Origin of the sequence: Microcystis sp. M179S2 (genome assembly GCF_020245805.1) — a bacterium.
GTDB lineage: Bacteria > Cyanobacteriota > Cyanobacteriia > Cyanobacteriales > Microcystaceae > Microcystis > Microcystis aeruginosa.
Map to the genome: position 1 here is coordinate 1 of NZ_JADBUE010000039.1, position 18,652 is coordinate 18,652.

16 protein-coding genes and 1 pseudogene are annotated in these 18,652 nt (G+C 43.2%); 7 read left to right on the top strand and 10 right to left on the bottom strand.

All coding sequences use genetic code 11. The features are described 5' to 3' along the window. Together IM500_RS02275 and IM500_RS02280 are read left to right on the top strand one after the other, a co-directional pair. Window positions 1–277 (top strand): Rpn family recombination-promoting nuclease/putative transposase (locus IM500_RS02275; RefSeq protein WP_287693931.1); only part of this gene is annotated, 277 nt, incomplete at its 5' end. Between the two features lie 30 nt (window positions 278–307). Continuing rightward, window positions 308–481 (top strand): annotated as a pseudogene (locus IM500_RS02280) (DUF2887 domain-containing protein); the annotation flags it as partial. A 58-nt stretch (window positions 482–539) separates the two neighbouring features. Here IM500_RS02280 and grrA read toward each other — a convergent pair. The 4 genes from grrA to IM500_RS02300 form a co-directional block, all read right to left on the bottom strand. Beyond that, window positions 540–914 (bottom strand): GrrA/OscA1 family cyclophane-containing rSAM-modified RiPP, encoded by a 375-nt coding sequence (gene grrA / locus IM500_RS02285; RefSeq protein WP_041804155.1) that lies wholly within the window; start codon window positions 912–914, stop codon window positions 540–542. 14 nt (window positions 915–928) lie between these two features. Continuing rightward, window positions 929–1,828 carry an extracellular substrate binding-like orphan protein GrrP gene (gene grrP / locus IM500_RS02290; RefSeq protein WP_002796867.1) on the bottom strand — a complete coding sequence of 300 codons (900 nt, stop codon included), beginning with the start codon at window positions 1,826–1,828 and terminating at the stop codon, window positions 929–931. 88 nt (window positions 1,829–1,916) lie between these two features. Further along, entirely contained in the window at window positions 1,917–3,086 is a 1,170-nt protein-coding gene (locus tag IM500_RS02295) for a PQQ-dependent sugar dehydrogenase (RefSeq protein ID WP_287737545.1), read from the bottom strand. Between the two features lie 212 nt (window positions 3,087–3,298). After that, window positions 3,299–4,402 (bottom strand): type I restriction endonuclease, encoded by a 1,104-nt coding sequence (locus IM500_RS02300; protein ID WP_287737546.1) that lies wholly within the window; start codon window positions 4,400–4,402, stop codon window positions 3,299–3,301. Between the two features lie 204 nt (window positions 4,403–4,606). Here IM500_RS02300 and IM500_RS02305 point away from each other — a divergent pair, with 204 nt between their 5' ends. Both IM500_RS02305 and IM500_RS02310 read left to right on the top strand, forming a co-directional pair. Next, window positions 4,607–5,056: a DUF29 domain-containing protein gene (locus tag IM500_RS02305; protein ID WP_287737548.1), complete on the top strand. Its 450-nt coding sequence runs from the start codon at window positions 4,607–4,609 to the stop codon at window positions 5,054–5,056. Between the two features lie 12 nt (window positions 5,057–5,068). Continuing rightward, a complete protein-coding gene (locus tag IM500_RS02310; RefSeq protein WP_002784428.1) occupies window positions 5,069–5,818 on the top strand; it encodes an amino acid ABC transporter ATP-binding protein in 750 nt (249 codons plus the stop codon). A 181-nt stretch (window positions 5,819–5,999) separates the two neighbouring features. On the opposite strand, the gene IM500_RS02315 is transcribed toward IM500_RS02310, so the two are convergent. From IM500_RS02315 to IM500_RS02335, 5 genes are all read right to left on the bottom strand, one after another. Beyond that, window positions 6,000–7,565, bottom strand: a complete 1,566-nt coding sequence (locus IM500_RS02315) for a cation:proton antiporter (protein WP_287737551.1) — start codon at window positions 7,563–7,565, stop codon at window positions 6,000–6,002. Window positions 7,566–7,765: 200 nt separating this feature from the next. Continuing rightward, window positions 7,766–11,068: an efflux RND transporter permease subunit gene (locus IM500_RS02320; protein WP_190723732.1), complete on the bottom strand. Its 3,303-nt coding sequence runs from the start codon at window positions 11,066–11,068 to the stop codon at window positions 7,766–7,768. 6 nt (window positions 11,069–11,074) lie between these two features. Beyond that, window positions 11,075–12,274, bottom strand: coding sequence for a proton extrusion protein PcxA (locus tag IM500_RS02325; RefSeq protein ID WP_002762444.1), 1,200 nt, complete (start codon window positions 12,272–12,274; stop codon window positions 11,075–11,077). Window positions 12,275–12,522: 248 nt separating this feature from the next. Then, window positions 12,523–13,656 carry a glycosyltransferase gene (locus IM500_RS02330; protein WP_012266446.1) on the bottom strand — a complete coding sequence of 378 codons (1,134 nt, stop codon included), beginning with the start codon at window positions 13,654–13,656 and terminating at the stop codon, window positions 12,523–12,525. 39 nt (window positions 13,657–13,695) lie between these two features. Continuing rightward, a complete protein-coding gene (locus tag IM500_RS02335) occupies window positions 13,696–14,982 on the bottom strand; it encodes an RNA-guided endonuclease InsQ/TnpB family protein (protein ID WP_190723733.1) in 1,287 nt (428 codons plus the stop codon). A gap of 483 nt (window positions 14,983–15,465) precedes the next feature. On the opposite strand from IM500_RS02335, the gene IM500_RS02340 reads away from it, so the two are divergent. The 3 genes from IM500_RS02340 to nblS all read left to right on the top strand — a co-directional run bounded on the left by IM500_RS02340 (window position 15,466) and on the right by nblS (window position 18,176). Then, window positions 15,466–15,645, top strand: a complete 180-nt coding sequence (locus tag IM500_RS02340; RefSeq protein ID WP_002798263.1) for a hypothetical protein — start codon at window positions 15,466–15,468, stop codon at window positions 15,643–15,645. A 76-nt stretch (window positions 15,646–15,721) separates the two neighbouring features. Next, entirely contained in the window at window positions 15,722–16,069 is a 348-nt protein-coding gene (locus IM500_RS02345) for a DUF4359 domain-containing protein (RefSeq protein ID WP_190723734.1), read from the top strand. Window positions 16,070–16,184: 115 nt separating this feature from the next. Next, window positions 16,185–18,176 (top strand): two-component system sensor histidine kinase NblS, encoded by a 1,992-nt coding sequence (gene nblS / locus IM500_RS02350; RefSeq protein ID WP_287737554.1) that lies wholly within the window; start codon window positions 16,185–16,187, stop codon window positions 18,174–18,176. On the opposite strand, the gene IM500_RS02355 is transcribed toward nblS, so the two are convergent. Beyond that, complete coding sequence (locus IM500_RS02355; RefSeq protein WP_190723736.1) at window positions 18,157–18,516, bottom strand: hypothetical protein; 360 nt, start codon at window positions 18,514–18,516, stop codon at window positions 18,157–18,159. The genes nblS and IM500_RS02355 overlap by 20 nt on opposite strands. Window positions 18,517–18,652: the final 136 nt, after the last annotated feature.

Consider the following 18,652-nt stretch of genomic DNA (forward strand, 5'->3'; position numbering starts at 1 on the left):
AATAGAGACGATTCTTGTTTATAAGTTACCGCTTCTCAATCGTCGGGAGATAGAAACTATGTTTAGTTTAGATGAATTAAAACAAACTCAGTATTTTCAAGATGTGCGCGAGGAAGCGCGTCAGGAAGGTCGTCAGGAAGGTCGTCAGGAAGGCAGACTAAACAAAGCATTAGAGGCGGTCCCTCGTTTGTTAGCCCTAGGGTTAAGTGTTGAGCAAGTCGCATCCGCGTTAGAGTTAGAGGTTGAACAGGTTAGAGCTATACAAAACGGGACATAAAAAAATGCGATCGCCTTGTAAAATAGAAGCATGAAAACTGACACGATTTTTTATCAACTCTTTCAATCTTTCCCCTCTATCTTCTTTGAATTAATTCAACTCCCTATCACCGAAGCGAATAACTACCGCTTTGACTCAGTGGAAGTCAAACAACTTTCTTTTCGTCTTGATGGAGTCTTTCTGCCTCAAAATAATCACCCTAGATTTCATCGTAAAACCGGGGTTGGGACGGGGATAAAGTTATCCCCTCACCCAACCTTACTTACCAACGATTTAAGAAACCGCCACCATTACCCCAGCGCGGTCGGGAATTAAAGAAACCACCACCGTCAGACCAACCATTACGCCAGGGCCGCGCATTAACGAAACTACCACCGCGACCATCTACCCAACCACCGGCACGACTATTCCCCCAACCGCGATTGCCACCATCTCCCCAGCCTAAAGCTTGTAAACTAGGATCGGCAGTACCGGACGGCAGTTGGTTAACCCGTTCGCGTACAGCGCTAGATAGACGACTTAAACGCGCTTCAATGGGATTAGCCTCGTCTGAGGCGGCCTGAGCGGTGCTAGTCAGACCGAAGGCAGATAAAGCGAGAAGAAAGCCGACTAAACCAGTTTTATTGCTGATATTCACCTGAATTTATGCTCCTATTTGGCTTCTTGGGGATTAATTTGGGCGTGTTCGATAACTTTGAAGGCAAAAAACCCCTTTAATAATTCTGGGGGGATGGGAACCATGCCTTGACTACCGAACCAGCGATCGATTTGACTAACGGTGGCCGTATCATTGGTGATGTAATCCTGCATCATTTTAACAATGGCATAGTTGACATCATCCAAAAAAGTAGAGTTATTTTCGGGAACCATGCAAGCGATGCCAAAATTAGCTAGAGCTTCTTCGGGGACGATTTCGTAGATTTTAGGGTTATCTCTGAGGATTGTTCCCGCTAAAGAGATGCTATCCCCCGCTATTGCGTCGATTTTACCGGTTTTTAAAGCTTCGAGGGCTTCTTCTACGGTGCTGTAGGTAGTAACAATTGTCGCTTGCGGTTGTACTAATTTAATCACATCGACGGCCGCAGAAGTGGGAACCAAGGCGATGCGTTTACCGATTAGGGATTGAGGAGTGGAGAGATTGCTGCCTTTTTTAGCTAAAATCCTAATCCCAGAAATGCTGTAACTGATGGAAAAATCGACAACTTTCGCCCTTTCCCAAGTAAAAGCCGTACTACAAGCGATATCGATTTCCCCGCTACGAATGAGATTAATTTTCTCTCCGGGTTGGTTAGCTTCAATCATTTGCAGGGTGACGGGACGACCGAGACGAGTTTCCAATCGTTTTCTAATTCGTTCCAACACATCCATAGAATAGCCGACTAATTCCCCCTTATCATTGATGTAGGAGTAGGGAATCGCATCAAAACGGGTTCCTACGGTCAAAAATCCCGTGCGAGCCACTTTTTCCACCACTGTTTCCGCTAAACTTGCACTAGCGAGGAACATAGGTAATATGCAACCTAGTCCCACTAACTGTAAAATTTTCTTCATAAATCGAGTGCTTGCTCCCGTACAAACATAACTATACTAGAATTCACTAAAAAATCTTCAAGGTTTCCATAATAATTTCTGTGAACTTTTACAAATTAGATGGCGGTTCAAGGCGAATTAATTGACCGTTACCTTCATCGGTGAGCAGGTATAAAAATCCGTCGGGACTTTGACGCACATCCCGCACCCTCTGACCGATGGGAATCGCTTCTTGATTGATAATTTCACCGGATTTATCCACTTCCAGACGGCGAATATCCCTGGAAACTAAACCACCAGCGAATAAATTTCCCTGCCAATTAGGAAAGCGATTACCGGTATAAAAGACCAATCCCGAAGGAGCGATCGCAGGTGTCCAAATTGTTTTCGGATCAATCAGACCTGGTCGAGATTTTTTGCGGGAAACCGGGGTATTAGTGCCGTACTCTTGACTGGCAGAAACCACTGGCCAACCGTAATTTTTACCTTTTTCAATTAGATTTAATTCATCCCCTCCTTTTGCTCCGTGTTCTGTTGCCCAGACTCGTTGAGTCATCGGATCAAAGCTGATTCCTTGAATATTCCGATGACCATAACTCCAAATTTTAGAACCCAGAAAAGGATTATCTTTCGGTGTGGAACCATCGTCATTGATGCGGATAATTTTACCTAAATGACTTTGCAGATTTTGGGACTGTTTTCTAATTAAATCTCCCGCTAATTGTAGGGGAGGATTACCCCCGTCCCCAATCGCTACCAATAAAGTGCCATCCGGTAGCCATAATAACCGCGAACCGAAGTGTTGAGAGCCGGTTTTTGCCTGGGAAACTTCAAAAATAACCCGCACATCTCGCAAACTTGCACCATCATAAACCGCACGAGCGACGCGGGTACGATTAGCCTCCCGGTCTCCGTGAGCATAAGTTAGATAAATCCAGCGATTTTGGGCAAATTGGGGATGAATTGCCACATCGAGCAGTCCTCCTTGTCCGACGGCAAAAACTTCGGGAACTCCAGGGATGGCTTTTGGGTCTAATTTGCCCTCTCTAACCACTCTTAAACGACCGGGACGCTCTGTAATGAGGATTTCCCCGTTAGGTAGCCAAACCATCGACCAAGGATGCTCTAAACCCTCGATTACGGTCACTTTTTGCCATTGATTTCTCTGGGAATTATTCGCCGAAGTTAATACATTTGCACCTTGACAACTGGAGATAATTATAGTAAGCAAAACGCTAGATACTAAAGGCGAGAAAATGCGATTGAGAGAATTAAGCATTAGTTGGTAACTCCCCAAGTTTTCAGCAGATAAATATAATTATATCGACTCCATTTTGAGTAGTTGTTTCAGAAAAGTTAAGAGATTTTGTAGTGATGATATTTGTGTTGAAGTTTGCTCGCTAATCCACCGATCATCAGAAATAGTTGCAGACATTAAAGGGATAGTATCTAATTATTTTAGATACTTTCTGTTTGTTCTGACCTGCTTCTCTAAGTATCTTTAGTCAGATAGCGGATACGAGATTTCAGAAATTCAGCGACTCCATAAATTTCATCAAGACTGTTTATATTCGTGGTTGTTTCTTTACCAGTTTCGACGTTATCGGGAATACTGATTGATTTCTTGCCAGTTTTTTCATGGAAGCGCAGACGACAGACTGTTTTAGTTACTTTTCCATCTAAGTTGATACCAAAATAACTTCTAGTGTCTTTGAATTGAATGCGTGCGGTATTGATTTCTTCGCGTAGAATTGATTTAATAATGTAAAATCCTTCCAATTCTTCGAGGGTCGTATTAATTCCATCTCCCCCTGTTCCTTCTGGTGGATTATCTTCTGCTGCTGCATCAGCAGGATTTGGTTCGGGTTCTTTTCTAAAAACCTCCTCAAATTTTTCTTTGATGATATCATTGATATACTCTTTGAGAGAACGCTTAATAATTTCTGTGAATTTTTCGACAACCGATGCAGTTCTCACTCCAGAATACACATGACTAACAAAAAACTTAACAAATTCGGGGGAAGGATCATTTAATTGCTGGGCAATCACTTTTTTAACTTCTTTGGTGTACAATAAATTGCGAGCAGCCTCTTTTATTTTGCCAGAATTGAAGTCAGATGTGCTAGTGCTAGATTTAGAAAATCGTTTTAATTCGTTAACAGAAGAGTCGTCAAAGTCGAGAATGTTAAACTCAAAAAATGGCTTATCGTCCATGATATTATCCTTGACGATATCCGTATAAAACCGATAGATAATCCCATTAGTTAAAACTCCAAAGTTAGCTCCAGTTGCATTAAAATATCGATGCAGTTGGGAACTATGTTTAGGATGCTCAAGATTTTGATGACAGCTTTTACATTCCATCAAAATAATCGGTTGATTGTCCAAACAAATAGCATAATCTACTTTTTCCCCTTTTAATCCAGTTAAATCGGCACTATATTCGGGGTGAACTTCCATGGGATTGAATACATCGTAACCCCATGCTTGCAAAAAAGGCATAATAAAAGCTGTTTTGGTTGCCTGTTCGTTTTGGATTTGAGAACGAGAGGTTTCAACTTTTTGAGCAATTTCTTTGAGTTTATCGATTTCCATGATAGCCTCATTATCTAGGATGTGTGGGTTATCTTCTCAGCCTAACCATAATTTAACCTTTTTTTTACCTCAGGGTCAAGCATTTTTGACTGTCATGATCATTAATTCAAGAATATTTACACTAATCCAGTGCCATTCGGATATTTTATGCTATTATTACTGGGAACGGGTTATTTTTCTTATGTCGCCATTTGCTCAAAGACAATGCTTGCTTTAGAACAGCTTTATGAACGGGAATATGATCGCTGGTTAAGTGAGACGATCGAGTTATTAAAAAATCGTCAGTTAGATCAGTTAGATTACGAACATTTAATCGAGGAGTTGGCAGCTTTGGGACGAAGCGAAAAAACTGCTGTTAAAAGTTTAAGTTTACAAATAATAATCCATCTGTTACTCTATCAATTTTGGACGACAGAAAGAGAAAGAAATAGTAATCATTGGGCGGCAGAGATTATCACTTTTCGAGTACAATTAGAAGATAAGCTCACCACCAATTTAAGCAAATTTCTAGAACTAGAGTTAGACAATATCTATGAAAACGCTCGCTTAATTGCCGAAAAAAAGACAGGATTAAAAAATTTACCGATAATTTGTCCCTACTCTCTGAGACAAATTCTTGAGAAACAGTGGTTTCCCGATACAGATAATCAATAAACTCTCAAAAATATGGACTCTCACAACAGTGAACCGATTATAATTGCCGAAGCAGTGGAAAAATGGTACGATAACCGCTTTCATGCTTTGCGGGGAGTCAATCTCACCGTTAATAAACAGGAAGTTGTCGTGATTATGGGGCCGTCGGGTTCGGGAAAATCCACCTTTATTCGCACTTTTAACGGGTTAGAATCTTATCAAAAAGGCCGCATTATTATTGACGGAATAACTGTGTCCCACAACCTCAAAAATATCGAGGCAATCCGTCAGGAAGTCGGCATGGTTTTTCAACAATTTAACCTATTTCCCCATCTGACGGTATTAGATAATGTCACCCTTGGTCCGATGTGGGTGCGCGGTTGGAAAAAAGCGCAAGCGGAGGAAATAGCCAGAAAACTCCTCGAAAAAGTTGGTATTCTCGAACAAGCGCTTAAATATCCCCCCCAGTTATCGGGAGGACAACAGCAGCGGGTGGCAATCGTTCGCGCTTTGGCCATGCAGCCGAAGGTGATGTTATTCGATGAACCCACCTCAGCTTTAGACCCAGAAATGGTGCGAGAAGTCTTGGAAACGATGCAAAGTTTAGCCAAATCCGGGATGACCATGGTTTGTGTCACCCACGAGGTAGGATTTGCGCGAGAAGTGGCCGATCGAGTGGTATTTATGGATCAGGGTTTAATTTTGGAAATTGCCCCCCCAGCAGAATTTTTTAATAATCCTCAATCCGATCGAACTCAGCAATTTTTAGCAAAAATTCTTTGATTTTCCATGACTTGCTCTGCAAAATTAAGTTATCGAGCAGCTATCGAGTCAAAATATCTAAAACCTCAGATAAATTTGACATAATCTTAGGTTTTATCGATAGTATATTTGTCCCTTGTTTTTTTCTCCTCCTGTCTCCTTACCTAACGGAAGATTTTGGATTTTTGCCAAAAATCTATTATTAAACCATCTCTTTTTCTTCTTCTACCTCCACTAAAAGGGGAACGAGATTTTCATTTAAACGACCGGCTCGAATTAATTCTGCGTAGGTATTAGCTTCGATATCAAGTAAAGTATCTTGAAATTGTTCGGCCACCACATCTTTTAATTGTGGGTGTTCCTGTAGTAATTTTTGCAACTGATCCCCCAAGGACTTTAATTGTCCTTCCACCAGAGTTTTTTTGTGGCGATAAAATTCGGGATCGATATCGGGAAAACGTTCTGGTTGTTGCAGATAATTGGCAACCCTAGTTAAAGCAATTTGACGAGCAATTAAGGCCGAATATTCGGTGCGAATCGGTTGATCACCGATAAGATTGAGGGCATTTAACAGCCATTGTATAGATAATCCTTGCACCAATAAAGTAAATAAAACCACCCCAAAAACCACGTCAATAATTTCTTGACGGTAGGGGATAGACGTAGGAACACTTAACGCTAGGGCGATCGAAACCGAACCGCGCAATCCCCCCCACCATAACACCGTTCTTTCCTTGAAACTGATCTTATTGCCCGTAATTAGGTTACTAATTCCCCCTAGTCCAAAAATTGAGAACAGACGGGAAACCACCATAGCGGCGATCGCTATTAAAATACCGGTTAAGTGACTGCCGAGACTCTCAAAACGGGTTTGATCACCGATCAATAAAAAGATGATGGAATTGACAAAAAAGGCGATAAATTCCCAAAATTCGCTAACTACCAGGCGCGTGCGGGGACTCATACCAATGCGCGAACCGAGATTACCGAGAATAATCCCGACAATTACCACCCCAATCACACCGGATCCGCCTAATTTTTCCGTGACGAGATAGGTTCCATAGGCAGAAACTAGAGTCAGAGACTGTTCCACAAAAGGCAAATCGAAGCGTTGGGTAAGGTAGGAAATGCCGAAACCGATCACGCAACCCACACCGATCCCAATCCCCACAAAGGTGCAGAAACGAGCGATCGTCACCGGGACGGAAAAGGTATCGACTCCCAAGGGAATCCCCACCAAGAGGACGAAAGCGACCACAGCGACCCCATCATTAAAGAGACTTTCCCCTTCCATCAGGATCGTTAGTTTTTTACTGGCCCCCAATTCTTTAAATAGGGCAATCACAGAGACGGGATCGGTGGCAGCTAGGGCAGCACCCAACAGAAAAGCGATCGATAGGGGTAAATTAGCAAAGATATGTAGGGGATAGGCGACTCCCAAAACGGAGATAATTACCCCGATAACGGCAAAAAGGACGATAGTAACCCAATATTCCTTTAATTTAGCCCAAGGAATATTCCAAGCGGCTTCAAAAAGGAGGGGAGGCAGAAAAATTTCCAGAATTAATTCCGGGGAAAGATTAACTAGACGCAAATCTAAAAAAGCTAAACCCATACCGACAATAACTAACAGCAGGGTGTAGGGAATTTTGCGGAGGAAGGCAACGGTTCTCGATAAAGTGGCGACACTCAAGGAAATGGTCAAAACTAGCAGGAATTGCTCTAAATTATGAGCGATCGCCTCGTTAGCAGTAGATTCTAGACTCATTATTTTCAGTTATCAGAGATGGGAGTGGGGTGTGGGGTGTGGGGTGTGGGGAAGTGGGGGGGTGGGGAGGTGGGGTGATGGGGAAAGTGGGGAGACCACTTTGTGCGCGTTGCGGGGGGGAAGTGGGGAGGTGGGGGAATTTCAACTAAAACCCTAAAACCCTAAAACCCTAAAACCCCAAAACCCTAAAACCTAACACCCTAGTCATTCGGGGACTGAGGAGAGATTTTCAAAGAGGAAATGGCCCCTTCTTCTATCGGGGTTTCTGATGTATTCCTTTCCCCATCGAGAGAAGGGGTTTTTTTGCCGCCAGAACCGCCACTTTTCGGGGGTTTCGAGGAGAGGAATTGGGCCTCGAACTGTTTGATCAGCACATACAACACCGGGACGAGAAATAAACTCAACACAGTGGAAATCAGATAACCGCCTAGGATTGCAGTTCCCAGAGACCAACGACTCATCGCCCCGGCGCCGGAAGCGATAACCAAGGGCAAGAAACCGACTAAACCGGAAATAGCCGTCATCAGAATCGGTCTTAAGCGTTCCGTCGAGGCCCGGGCTGCCGCATCGGGAATACTTAAACCCAAAGTACGGGACTGGTTAGCGAATTCCACGATTAAAATCGCATTTTTAGCCGCTAAACCGATCAACATGACCAAAGCCACCTGAGCATAGATATTATTATTCACCGCCGGGAACAGACTACCCACTTGTAGGAAATTCGCCCGCAACAGTAAGGCCCCCATGGCACCTAGGATCGCTAGGGGAACGGTAATCATGATGATAATCGGGTCAATGTAGCTTTCGTACTGGGCCGCGAGGACGAGGAAAACCACGATAAAGGCTAATCCGAAGATAACTGGGGCAGCCCCGGCGGAAGTTTTTTCTTGGAAAGCTGTACCCGTCCAAGCGTAACCGAAACCGGGCTGCAGGACTTTCCGACAAACATCTTCCATCACTGCGATCGCCTGTCCCGTACTAAAACCGGGGGCGGGACTACCCTGAACGTTAATCGAGGGATAGAGGTTAAAGTTAGTGATAATCGGTGGATAGGTGAAGCGTTTGACGCTAACCAAACCCGATAGGGGAATATTGGCCCCGGTACGGGAACGGACGTAAAGACGGTTAATATCTTCAGGATTAGAGCGATAATCCGCTTCTGCTTGGGCAAAGACTCGATACAAGCGATCGCCTAAGACGAATTGATTGACGAAGTTGGAACCGAGATAGGTTTGCAGGGTACCGAAAACGGCCTGCATATCGACGTTTTGCGCCTGTAGCTGGTTGCGATTGATGGAAAGTTCCAGCATCGGCGTGTCGGTGGTAAATTGGGTGAAAATTCCCGATAATTCCGGTCTTGTTCGGGCCTCGGCCATGACGTTATTAGCGTTGGCAATCAAAGCGTCCATGGGGAAAGAAGCGCGGTTTTGGATAAATAACTCGAAACCGCCGGTAGAACTTAATCCATCCACGGGGGGCGCATTAACGGCGAAAGCGCGAGCATCTGGGACTTTAGTGGCTAATTGTTGGTTAATTTTCCGCAGAACCCCGAAAACCGACTTATCTTCGCCGGGCCGTTCCGACCATTCTTTTAACTTGACAAAAAATAGCCCTTGGTTGCTGCCACTTCCGGCAAAACTAAAGCCCGCCATACCGACAAAGTGTTCGATTTCTTCGATACCGTCGAGAATTTCTTCGTTAATCTGACGGATAACCTGGTCGGTGTAGCGCAGGGAAACCCCGGGGGGTGCTTGCACCAAAACGAAGGCATAACCTTGGTCTTCTTCGGGGATAAAACCCTGGGGAGTGGTGCTATAACTCCAAGCTGTGAGAAAGAGGGCGGCGATAAAGAAGGGTAACACTAAAAAACGGATGCGGATCAGAAATTCGATCGAGCGTCGATAGCCTTCTTTAACTGCGTTGAAACCCCGATTAAAGCCCTCGAAAAACAGTCCCAAGGGGCCGCGGGTGCGTTGGGGCGCTTTCATGATAATCGCCGACATGGTGGGGGAAAAACTGAGGGCGTTAAAGGTGGAGATGATAATTGAAGCGGAGATGATGACGGCAAATTGTCGATAAACGATCCCCACCGTACCGGGGAAGAAGGTGACGGGAATAAAAACTGCCAGCAGTACAAGAGAACTAGCAATCACCGCCGAGGTTAACTCGCCCATGGCATCGAGGGCAGCTTGAAATGGCCGCATTCCCTGCCGTAATTTTTCCGATACCGCTTCTACGATCACGATGCCGTCGTCCACCACTAAACCGGTGGCCAGAATGACGGCAAACAAGGAGAGGTTATTGAGAGAATAGCCTAAAGCCAGGGCGACGGCCATGGTTCCGATCAAAGATACGGGAATAGCGATCGCCGGAATGATCGTGGTGCGCCAATCCTGAAGGAAGATAAAAATGACGAGAATAACCAGTAAAATCGCCTCAACCAGAGTGCTAAAGGCTTCTTCCAGGGAAGCGGCGACAAAAGCCGTATTATCGAGGGTAATGGCGATATTTAACCCCGGGGGGAAACTTGGTTCTAGTTCCGCCATTTTTTCTTTTACCAGTTTGGCAGTATTCCAAGCGTTGGAACCGGGTAACTGATAGACGATATAGACAACGGCGGGGGATTTGTCGAAATAGGCGGCGGTACTGTAGCTTTCGGCTCCGATTTCTGCGCGTCCTACGTCTTTAATTCGGATTAAATCGCCATTTTCCCCGACTTTGACGACAATATTTTCCGCTTCCTCCCCGGTGGCAACCCTACCAACGGCGCGAATGGCGATCTGGAATTGCTGCTCTTCGGGACTGGGATCACCGCCAATTGTCCCCGCACCCACCTGAATATTCTGTTCTCGGATCGCCTGTACTACTTGTTCCGCCGATACACCCCTAGCGGCTAAAGCATCGGGATTAAGCCAAAAACGTAGGGCGTATTCCCTCTCCCCGATGATTGTTGTACTACCAACCCCCTCGATCCGGCGAATCTCGGCATCGATGACCCGATCGACAAAGTTACTTAAAAAGACCGTATCGTAGGGATAATTGCCCTTTTCGTCCGGTTTGGCGGAAATCCCGTAGGCAAGGGTAACGCTGGGGGATTGGGTATTGGTTGTCACCCCCTGCCGGTTCACTTCTTCAGGTAAACTAGCGGCCGCAGTACTGACACGGTTTTGTACCAAGACTTGGGCAATGTTACGATCCATTTCCACCGGGAAAAAGACATTCACCGTACTTTGTCCGGTGTTGGTACTCTGGGACTGCATATAAACAATCTGTTCTGTCCCGTTAATCTGGCGATCGAGTACCGTGGTAACGTTATCCTGTACGGTTTTGGCATCGGTTCCCAAATAGTTGGCATTTACCGCTACCTGAATAAATGCCAACTGGGGCAGTTTTTCTAGGGGTAAAAAGGGAACAGCGATCGCACCGATCAAAACGATTAAAATCGAGCAAACTGTGGTCAGAACGGGTCTTTTAATGAAGGTATCGGCAATACTAAGGATCATAGGGCGTTACTGGTTCATTTTTTCTAGGATAGTTGCGGCGGTGGGAGATTTACGAGTCAGATAATTAAATATTAATAGTTTAAAGATGGTATCTAGGATAACGGGAACCGTGGCCACAAACAAGCTAATAAATGTAATATTCTCGCGCCAACCAAAGTGCCGGAACAAAGTTTCTAGGATTACCGTCCAACCCTCCGCCGAGTGAAACCCAACAAATATATCGGTAAAGAGAATAAAGATAAAGGCTTTGGTTATATCATTTAAGCTGAGAAAATAACGACTAACATAAGCTCGCGTAATTGCCAATTGTTGACGACCAAAAATTAAGATCGCAATAAAGGCTATTAATCCAGTGATATCGGAGAGTAAGTTTTTCCAACCATCTTGACTTTCATAACCCGCTTCTCTGAATAATTCCTCGACCTGTTCCCGAAAATTTTCTTCTGATTCATGCCCTGCTTTTACTACTCCTAAAACCTGCTTGATTTCTTCAATTTCTTGAAGTCTAGCAAATTCCCTGAGATATTTTTCGCCAATTTCCTGAGAAATATAAACTTCTGATATTTTCGCTCTATCCACACCAAAATAGTTTAAAACAGGGCTAAAAATAAAGTTCCTACTAATAACCTGCACCAAGAGAGGAACTAAAATAATAATCAGGATAAAACGAATAGCAATACGTTGCTGTTGTCGCAGGGTACGGAGTTGTTTAATAACGGTTTGTTCGTATTCTGGGGTTAATTCTTGCTGGAAGTTAAAAAATTTATTACTGGTTGCAGGAGAAATTATCTGGTTATCTTTATCCCTGGGGTTATCACCAGTGAGATTGGTATTAGGCAGATTTGGGGTTTGATTATTCGGTAATGGGGGCAGCAATTCCCCTAAATCTAGGCGATATTTACCGATAATATCCTCGATCGCCTTTAAAGTCTCTAAGATGTTATTATTTTCTGGGTTAGTTTGCGGATTGATAAAATTACCCAGACGCACTTGAGTTAAATCGAAACGTATCTGTAATAATTCTCGCTCTAGGGTACTTTGAAAGTAATCATAAACACTTTTTCCTCCCAGGGCAGCCGGGGAAATTTTTTGTCCCCCAAAATGTTTATCTTCGATCGCTTTAATTTTCAGTGCTCTCTGATAAGCTGATTCTAAGGCCACTAAAGAGCGTTTTTCTACCCATTTATTAATTCGATTCCAAGGCACGGCTATAATCCTCGCTTTTCTTTCATCACAATCACCACGGTAAGCTATCAGCCTTGGCTAGCTCTCAACTTTAGAGAAATATCCATAATATTACATTTTGGGCCGATTGGCTGCACCCCCACCATTGGTGAAATACAGTGTTTCTCATCAAGATAAAGTGTAACCTAATTTGTTATCGACGACCAATGACTGACTCCCTAAAACAAAAACTTTCTAGCTCTCCCTTAAGATAACTGCTCTAATTAAACTTAGCAATAAATTTTAGAGATTGAATGTTCCTCGACAAATAAACTATAGTTACTTTGAAAGATTTCAGGAGTAAATTTATTAGCCTGTTGCCGACAATTTTCTGGAGCAATTTTATCACCGTGATCAACAAAATATTTAACCGCTTCTACCAAAGATTGGGGATTTTGTTCCCCAAAAAGTAATCCTGTTCCCTGGAGAGAATTTTCCCGCAGATCCCGCACGGTTTCTAAAGCACCTCCAGCGGCAAATGCAATCACGGGAGTGCCACAAGCTTGCGCTTCCACTAAAGCAATACCAAAATCCTCACAAGCAGCATAAATAAACGCTTTTGCTTTCGACATATATTCTGCTACCATTTGATCGGACACTGCCCCTAAAATCTGAATATTATCCCTTGCTAACTGACGAATTAAAGCCATCTGTGGACCATCTCCAATAACTATTAAAGGTAATCCCAATCGATTAAATGCTTCCACAATTAAAGGGACTTTTTTATAACTAACCAAACGAGAAACTACTAAATAAAAATCTTCTTTTTTCTCTTGGTAGGGAAAACGCTCGATTTGTACGGGAGGATAAATAACTTTTGCCTCCCGTCGATAACAGCGCCAAATTCGTCTAGCGGTGTGGTGGGAATTAGCCAGAAAATAGTCCACACGATTAGCAGAAATCACATCCCACTGACGCAACCCATGCAAAAGATAACGGGTGAAAATACCGGGTAATCCCTGTCCTAACTTACTATTAGCCAGATAGTCAAAAGTTAAATCCCAAGCATAACGCATCGGAGTGTGACAATAACAAATGTGAACCTGATCCGGTCGTATTAAAACCCCTTTAGCCACACAATGGGAGGAGGATAAAATTACATCATAATCCTCTAAATTTAACTGCTCGATCGCTAGGGGAAGAAAAGGTAAGTATTTTTGGACGCCATTGCTCGCTTTCGGGAAATTTTGCAGAAAAGTTGTCCCGATCGAGCGACCATAGAGATAACTATCGGGATTAGTGGACTCAAAATCGATCAAAGCGTATAAATCCGCCTCTAGACATTGTAAAATCTCCTTAACCACTAATTCCGATCCCCCCGTCGCCTTTGGGGTTAACCACTCGTGAACCAGAGCGTACTTCATAGGATAATCAATAATCTCAGCCTTGACATACTCCCACCGTCAAGCTAGGCTGTGACGGGGGATTCTTTCCACATTGCTGTTAGAAATTCCTTGTTCAACGAGACAGCTTAGATTCTCAATGTCTCCACTGAAAACCCAGAGGTCGGACTCTCCCAAGGCGTTTGGGTCGGTTTCTGTTTGCCCAACAGTACCGTTGAGATAATTTCCCAAATATTTCAACCCTTTTTTAAGAATATTTATTGCTGCATTATGATCCCTATCTAAGACTGTTTGACAGTTAGGACATTGATGAGTTCTAGTGCTTAAGGTTTTTTGAACTATCGTCCCACAAACTGAACAATCTTGGCTAGTAAAATGCGGTGGTACAGCAACACAAACAATCCGATAAATCTTGGCAAAATAATTCAACCATTCGGTGAATTGATACCAAGAAGCATCACTGATTGACTTGGCCAGCTTACGGTTTTTGACTAAGTTTCTTACCTTTAAAGCCTCGTAGACTACCAGATCATTAGACTGGACTAACGCCAAAGCGTCTTTAATTGCTTTGTCTTTACGTTGTCTTGACACTTTAAGATGAAGCCTAGCTACTTTTATCCGTTGCTTGTGATAGTTTTTAGACTGTTTCTTTCCTTGACGAAACTTTTTGGATAATCGTCGTTGTGCTTTTCTAAGTCGTTTTTCTGACTTGCTTAAATAACGTGGATTCTCTACGGTATTGCCTTGAGCATCGGTATAAAATTCCTTTAACCCTAAGTCAATTCCTGTTATTTTTCCCGTTGGTTTATGGTATTCTTGCCTTTCTACGTCAATCAAAAACTGGCAATAATAGCCATCGGCACGTCTAACAACTCTTACCCGTTTAATCTGTTGCTCTGAATAATAAACTAAGGTCTTTTGACTACACCATAAATCAAATTCTCCTGCTTTAAAGCCATCAGTAAATCTGATTTTACGTCGATCATCAGATAGTTTGTAGCCCGTTAGTTTATACTCAACCGAACGGCTATGCTTTTTGAACCGAGGAAACCCCTTTTTCCCTGGTATTTTGGCATGACAATTCTGGTAAAACCGATTAATTGATTGCCAGGCTCTATCAGCAGCTGATTGACGAGCTTGAGAGTTTAATTTATTAACCCATGGTGTCTCTTTATTGTTAGCTAGTACCGCGCAAAGCTTTTGGAGGTCATTGCGGGTTGTTCCTTTATTTTCTCTCCAATGACGAACACAAGAGTTACGCACAAACTGAGAAGTTCTGATAGCTTCATCAAGTCGGTGATATTGCTCTGGTGTTCCGTTTTTTAGCTTTGCTTCTACGACTAGCATCTAACAATCCTCGACCCTTGGCTAAGTTAAGTATAGCACAGTTTACCCACAGATGGTGGAATTAAATTGTTCTATGGGGTCAACGTCGAGCGAAGTGGCCTCCGAAGCTCCGCGGAAGAGTCGAGACGTTGATATTCTGGTCGGATTTCATCCCCCGCAAAGGTGAGTATCTTGTCGAAAAATGTAGCGGGGGCATTCATCCGACATTTTAGGTAATTATAGCAGTAAGGGATCAGCAGTTTAATAGTTCACTTTCCGGCTTTCTCTTCCCCAAAATTACCGATGCCTATCCGATCACGGTAAAAAACACCAGAAAGAAATTATTAAATTTTTCCAGAAAAATTGCAAAGTTTAGTAAAAATTACTAGCCAGATCAGATGATCGAATTCATAATGGGGATCAAGGAAAAAATAGGCTTAAACGGATTGGGATCAAGAAAAACTAGCTTGATATACAGAAGATAACTAATTAATGAGGTTTGCTATGATCACCCTGCAACAAGTACGCTGTCCTAATTGTGGAAATTTTGCCGAAAGACAGCATATTTTAGAACACCATCTCGTTAGCACCGCCTGTTCTCACTGTGATTATCTGTTAATTAGTTGCAGTCTCACGGGAAATGTACTAGAGTGCTATGCGCCCGGTATTGGTTTAAGAAGTTAACGCCGCTCCCTAGCCAGATCGAAAATGTCTTGTCAAAATTAAAGTGGAGAAGACAAAATCAAGGAGCTAAATAGCCATGGGGGGTAATTTCTTCAAGGGAGCGATCGCCTTGGGGGTAATAGCGGGGATGATGGGATTTACCAATCCATCCCAAGAACTTTACACCGAATACGCCGCGGAAAGACTCCTCGCTCATGCCGACAAAATCGCTTGCGAGAAAATTAGTCTCTGTGACTCGATCGATTCTTTGCCAGTGGCAGCCAGAAATATCATCAAAAATCAAATCTTAAAACCAGCGATCGAAACCTCTAGTCAACGGCAAAATTTAGGTGTGTTCAGTATTTACACCACAGAAGTACCGGGGGTAGCTAAAATTAGAACTCTTGGCGCTTTTGGGCATTTCTTGACTTTCTCGGAGACTTAGGCTTTGATTAGTGCCGGTTTAACCGCTACCGGCTTAATAATGAGTTAAGATAATCATGTTAACCCGCGATTTGAGCGATAGAGTCGTCAAGAATACAGATTAATGCTGCCTAACCGTGTTTAATTTTCTGCCCAGTCTCCGAGAAGCGATCGCCCGTTGGTGGTCTGAATTCACTCTCCAAACTAAATTGATGGCTGCGGCTACTTTAGCCGTTTCTTTGTTGATGAGTGCTTTAACCTTTTGGGCGGTTAACACAATCCAGCAGGATGTCCGTCTCAATGATACCCGTTTTGGCCGGGATTTAGGGCTGTTATTAGCCGCTAATGTCTCCCCCCTCATTGCTGAGGACAATTTAACTGATTTAGCCCGTTTTTCAGCCCGTTTTTATAGTAGTACCTCCAGTGTGCGTTATTTGATCTACGCTAACGAGGAGGGTGAAATATTTTTCGGTATTCCCTATTCTACCGCCGAAGTTAAGAACTCCCTGACGATCGAGCGTCGCATTCAATTACCGGAAAATTATGGCGAAAATGGGGAAACTCCCCTCATCCGTCAGCATAAAACCCCCGACGGTGAAGTAACCGATGTCTTTGTTCCCTTAAATCACGAAGGCAAATATTTGGGAGTATTAGCGATCGGAATCAATCCTAACGCTATTGTGGTGGCTTCTTCTAATCTAACCCGTGATGTTACTATTGCCGTTTTTGTCTCGATTTGGGCCATGGTGATTCTCGGGGCAGTTTTTAATGCTTTAACTATCACCAAACCAATCAAGGAGTTATTAGTCGGGGTCAAAAATATTGCAGCGGGAAATTTTAAGCAGCGCGTTGATTTACCCCTGGGAGGAGAGTTAGGGGAATTAATTCTCAGTTTTAATGAAATGGCGGAAAAGTTAGAACGATACGAAGAACAAAATATCGAAGAAATGACCGCCGAAAAAGCCAAACTAGATACGTTAATGTCTACTATTGCTGATGGGGCAATTCTCTTAGATACTAACTTTCAATTATTATTAATTAATCCCGCAGCTCGGGAAATATTTGGCTGGGAAGATCGAGAAATTATCGGTCAAAATGTTCTAGAGCTTTTTCCTTCGGAGTTAACGGTTAGACTAACTAAACCTCTCTATCAAATTTCGGCAGGAGAAACCCTCCAGCCAGAAGAATCGGCTAATCAAAATCAGAAAAATGCTGTTATTGATCAGGAAAATAATAACTATTCCCCAGCAGAATTTAGATTATCTTTAACTAACACGAAAACCCGGACAATTCGCCTTTTGTTAACCCAGGTATTCGATCAGTATCGGGAGAATGTCCGGGGAATTGCCATGACGCTACAGGATATCACCAGAGAAACAGAATTAAATGAGGCAAAAAGTCAATTTATCAGCAATGTTTCCCATGAGTTAAGAACCCCTTTATTTAACATCAAATCTTTTATTGAAACCCTGACAGAATTTGGTGAGGATCTCAGCGATACAGAAAAAAGAGAGTTTTTAGAAACCGCTAATCATGAAACCGATCGCTTAACTCGTTTGGTTAATGATGTTCTCGATCTTTCTCGGTTAGAATCCTCCCGTAACTATAACTTAGATGCGATCGATATCGGACAATTAATCGAACAAACCCTAAGGACCTATCAACTCAATGCTAGGGATAAAGGACTAGAATTAAGCTCGGAAATTGAAGCCAATTTACTACCAATTTTAGGTCATTATGATCTACTTTTACAGGTATTAACTAATCTAGTCGGTAACTCCCTAAAATTTACTCCTGCTGGCGGTAAAGTGGTGATTCGTGCCTATAAAATAACCAGAGATAATCCCCAAGAAACTCCCAAAATTCGCGTGGAAGTATCCGATACTGGTATTGGCATCGATGCCGAGGAGCAAAGTGCCATATTCGATCGCTTCTATCGGGTAGAAAATCGCGTTCATACCCTAGAAGGGACGGGATTAGGATTATCGATCGTCAAAAATATTATTGAAAAGCACTATAGTCAAATTAATTTGATTAGTGAAGTGGGAATTGGCACAACTTTCTGGTTCGATCTAGACTTATATCAAGGCTTGATCGCCAGCAAGAAAATTAACGACGTGAGTTTATAAAAGCCAAAGCAATACTGCCCAAAATCAGGGTTAATAATAGCAATAATCCCTTATTTCTGAGACACCAATTTTTAAAAACCCTAGAGAGAGGGAGGGGAGGAATTTTTTCTGCTATCATTTGGCTATTTTTGTATAAAGTGCAGCTACTAGCGTAGGGACGTTGGGGAAAATTACAGCTATCATCGCCATGATAAAGACAAGTTTGACATAAAAACTCGCCGGTGACAGCTTGATGCAGGGTCATGCCGGGATGACCATAGGCCTTGAAAATATTAGCACAGTAGGGACATTGCAAGGCTTGACTATCGACCTTGTGCTGACAACGAGGACAGGTAATCATCGGAAATTTTGGGTCTGAAACCCCGCCGTTCTAGGTTGGCTTTACGTTAGAATTAAAAGGCCAGTCTCGAAAACCAAGTGGACGGCGCAGCACCTTGAAAACTCGGCTTAGGGGGTTCCGACCAGAAAAGCTTGGC

Excerpts from the sequence above, each read along its gene's own strand:
- grrP (WP_002796867.1), bottom strand. The coding sequence starts at position 1,828 with ATGAAGAAAATTTTACAGTTAGTGGGACTAGGTTGCATATTACCTATG.
- IM500_RS02295 (WP_287737545.1), bottom strand. The coding sequence starts at position 3,086 with ATGCTTAATTCTCTCAATCGCATTTTCTCGCCTTTAGTATCTAGCGTT.
- IM500_RS02300 (WP_287737546.1), bottom strand. The coding sequence starts at position 4,402 with ATGGAAATCGATAAACTCAAAGAAATTGCTCAAAAAGTTGAAACCTCT.
- IM500_RS02305 (WP_287737548.1), top strand. The coding sequence starts at position 4,607 with ATGCTTGCTTTAGAACAGCTTTATGAACGGGAATATGATCGCTGGTTA.
- IM500_RS02310 (WP_002784428.1), top strand. The coding sequence starts at position 5,069 with ATGGACTCTCACAACAGTGAACCGATTATAATTGCCGAAGCAGTGGAA.
- IM500_RS02315 (WP_287737551.1), bottom strand. The coding sequence starts at position 7,565 with ATGAGTCTAGAATCTACTGCTAACGAGGCGATCGCTCATAATTTAGAG.
- IM500_RS02320 (WP_190723732.1), bottom strand. The coding sequence starts at position 11,068 with ATGATCCTTAGTATTGCCGATACCTTCATTAAAAGACCCGTTCTGACC.
- IM500_RS02330 (WP_012266446.1), bottom strand. The coding sequence starts at position 13,656 with ATGAAGTACGCTCTGGTTCACGAGTGGTTAACCCCAAAGGCGACGGGG.
- IM500_RS02335 (WP_190723733.1), bottom strand. The coding sequence starts at position 14,982 with ATGCTAGTCGTAGAAGCAAAGCTAAAAAACGGAACACCAGAGCAATAT.
- IM500_RS02340 (WP_002798263.1), top strand. The coding sequence starts at position 15,466 with ATGATCACCCTGCAACAAGTACGCTGTCCTAATTGTGGAAATTTTGCC.
- IM500_RS02345 (WP_190723734.1), top strand. The coding sequence starts at position 15,722 with ATGGGGGGTAATTTCTTCAAGGGAGCGATCGCCTTGGGGGTAATAGCG.
- IM500_RS02355 (WP_190723736.1), bottom strand. The coding sequence starts at position 18,516 with ATGATTACCTGTCCTCGTTGTCAGCACAAGGTCGATAGTCAAGCCTTG.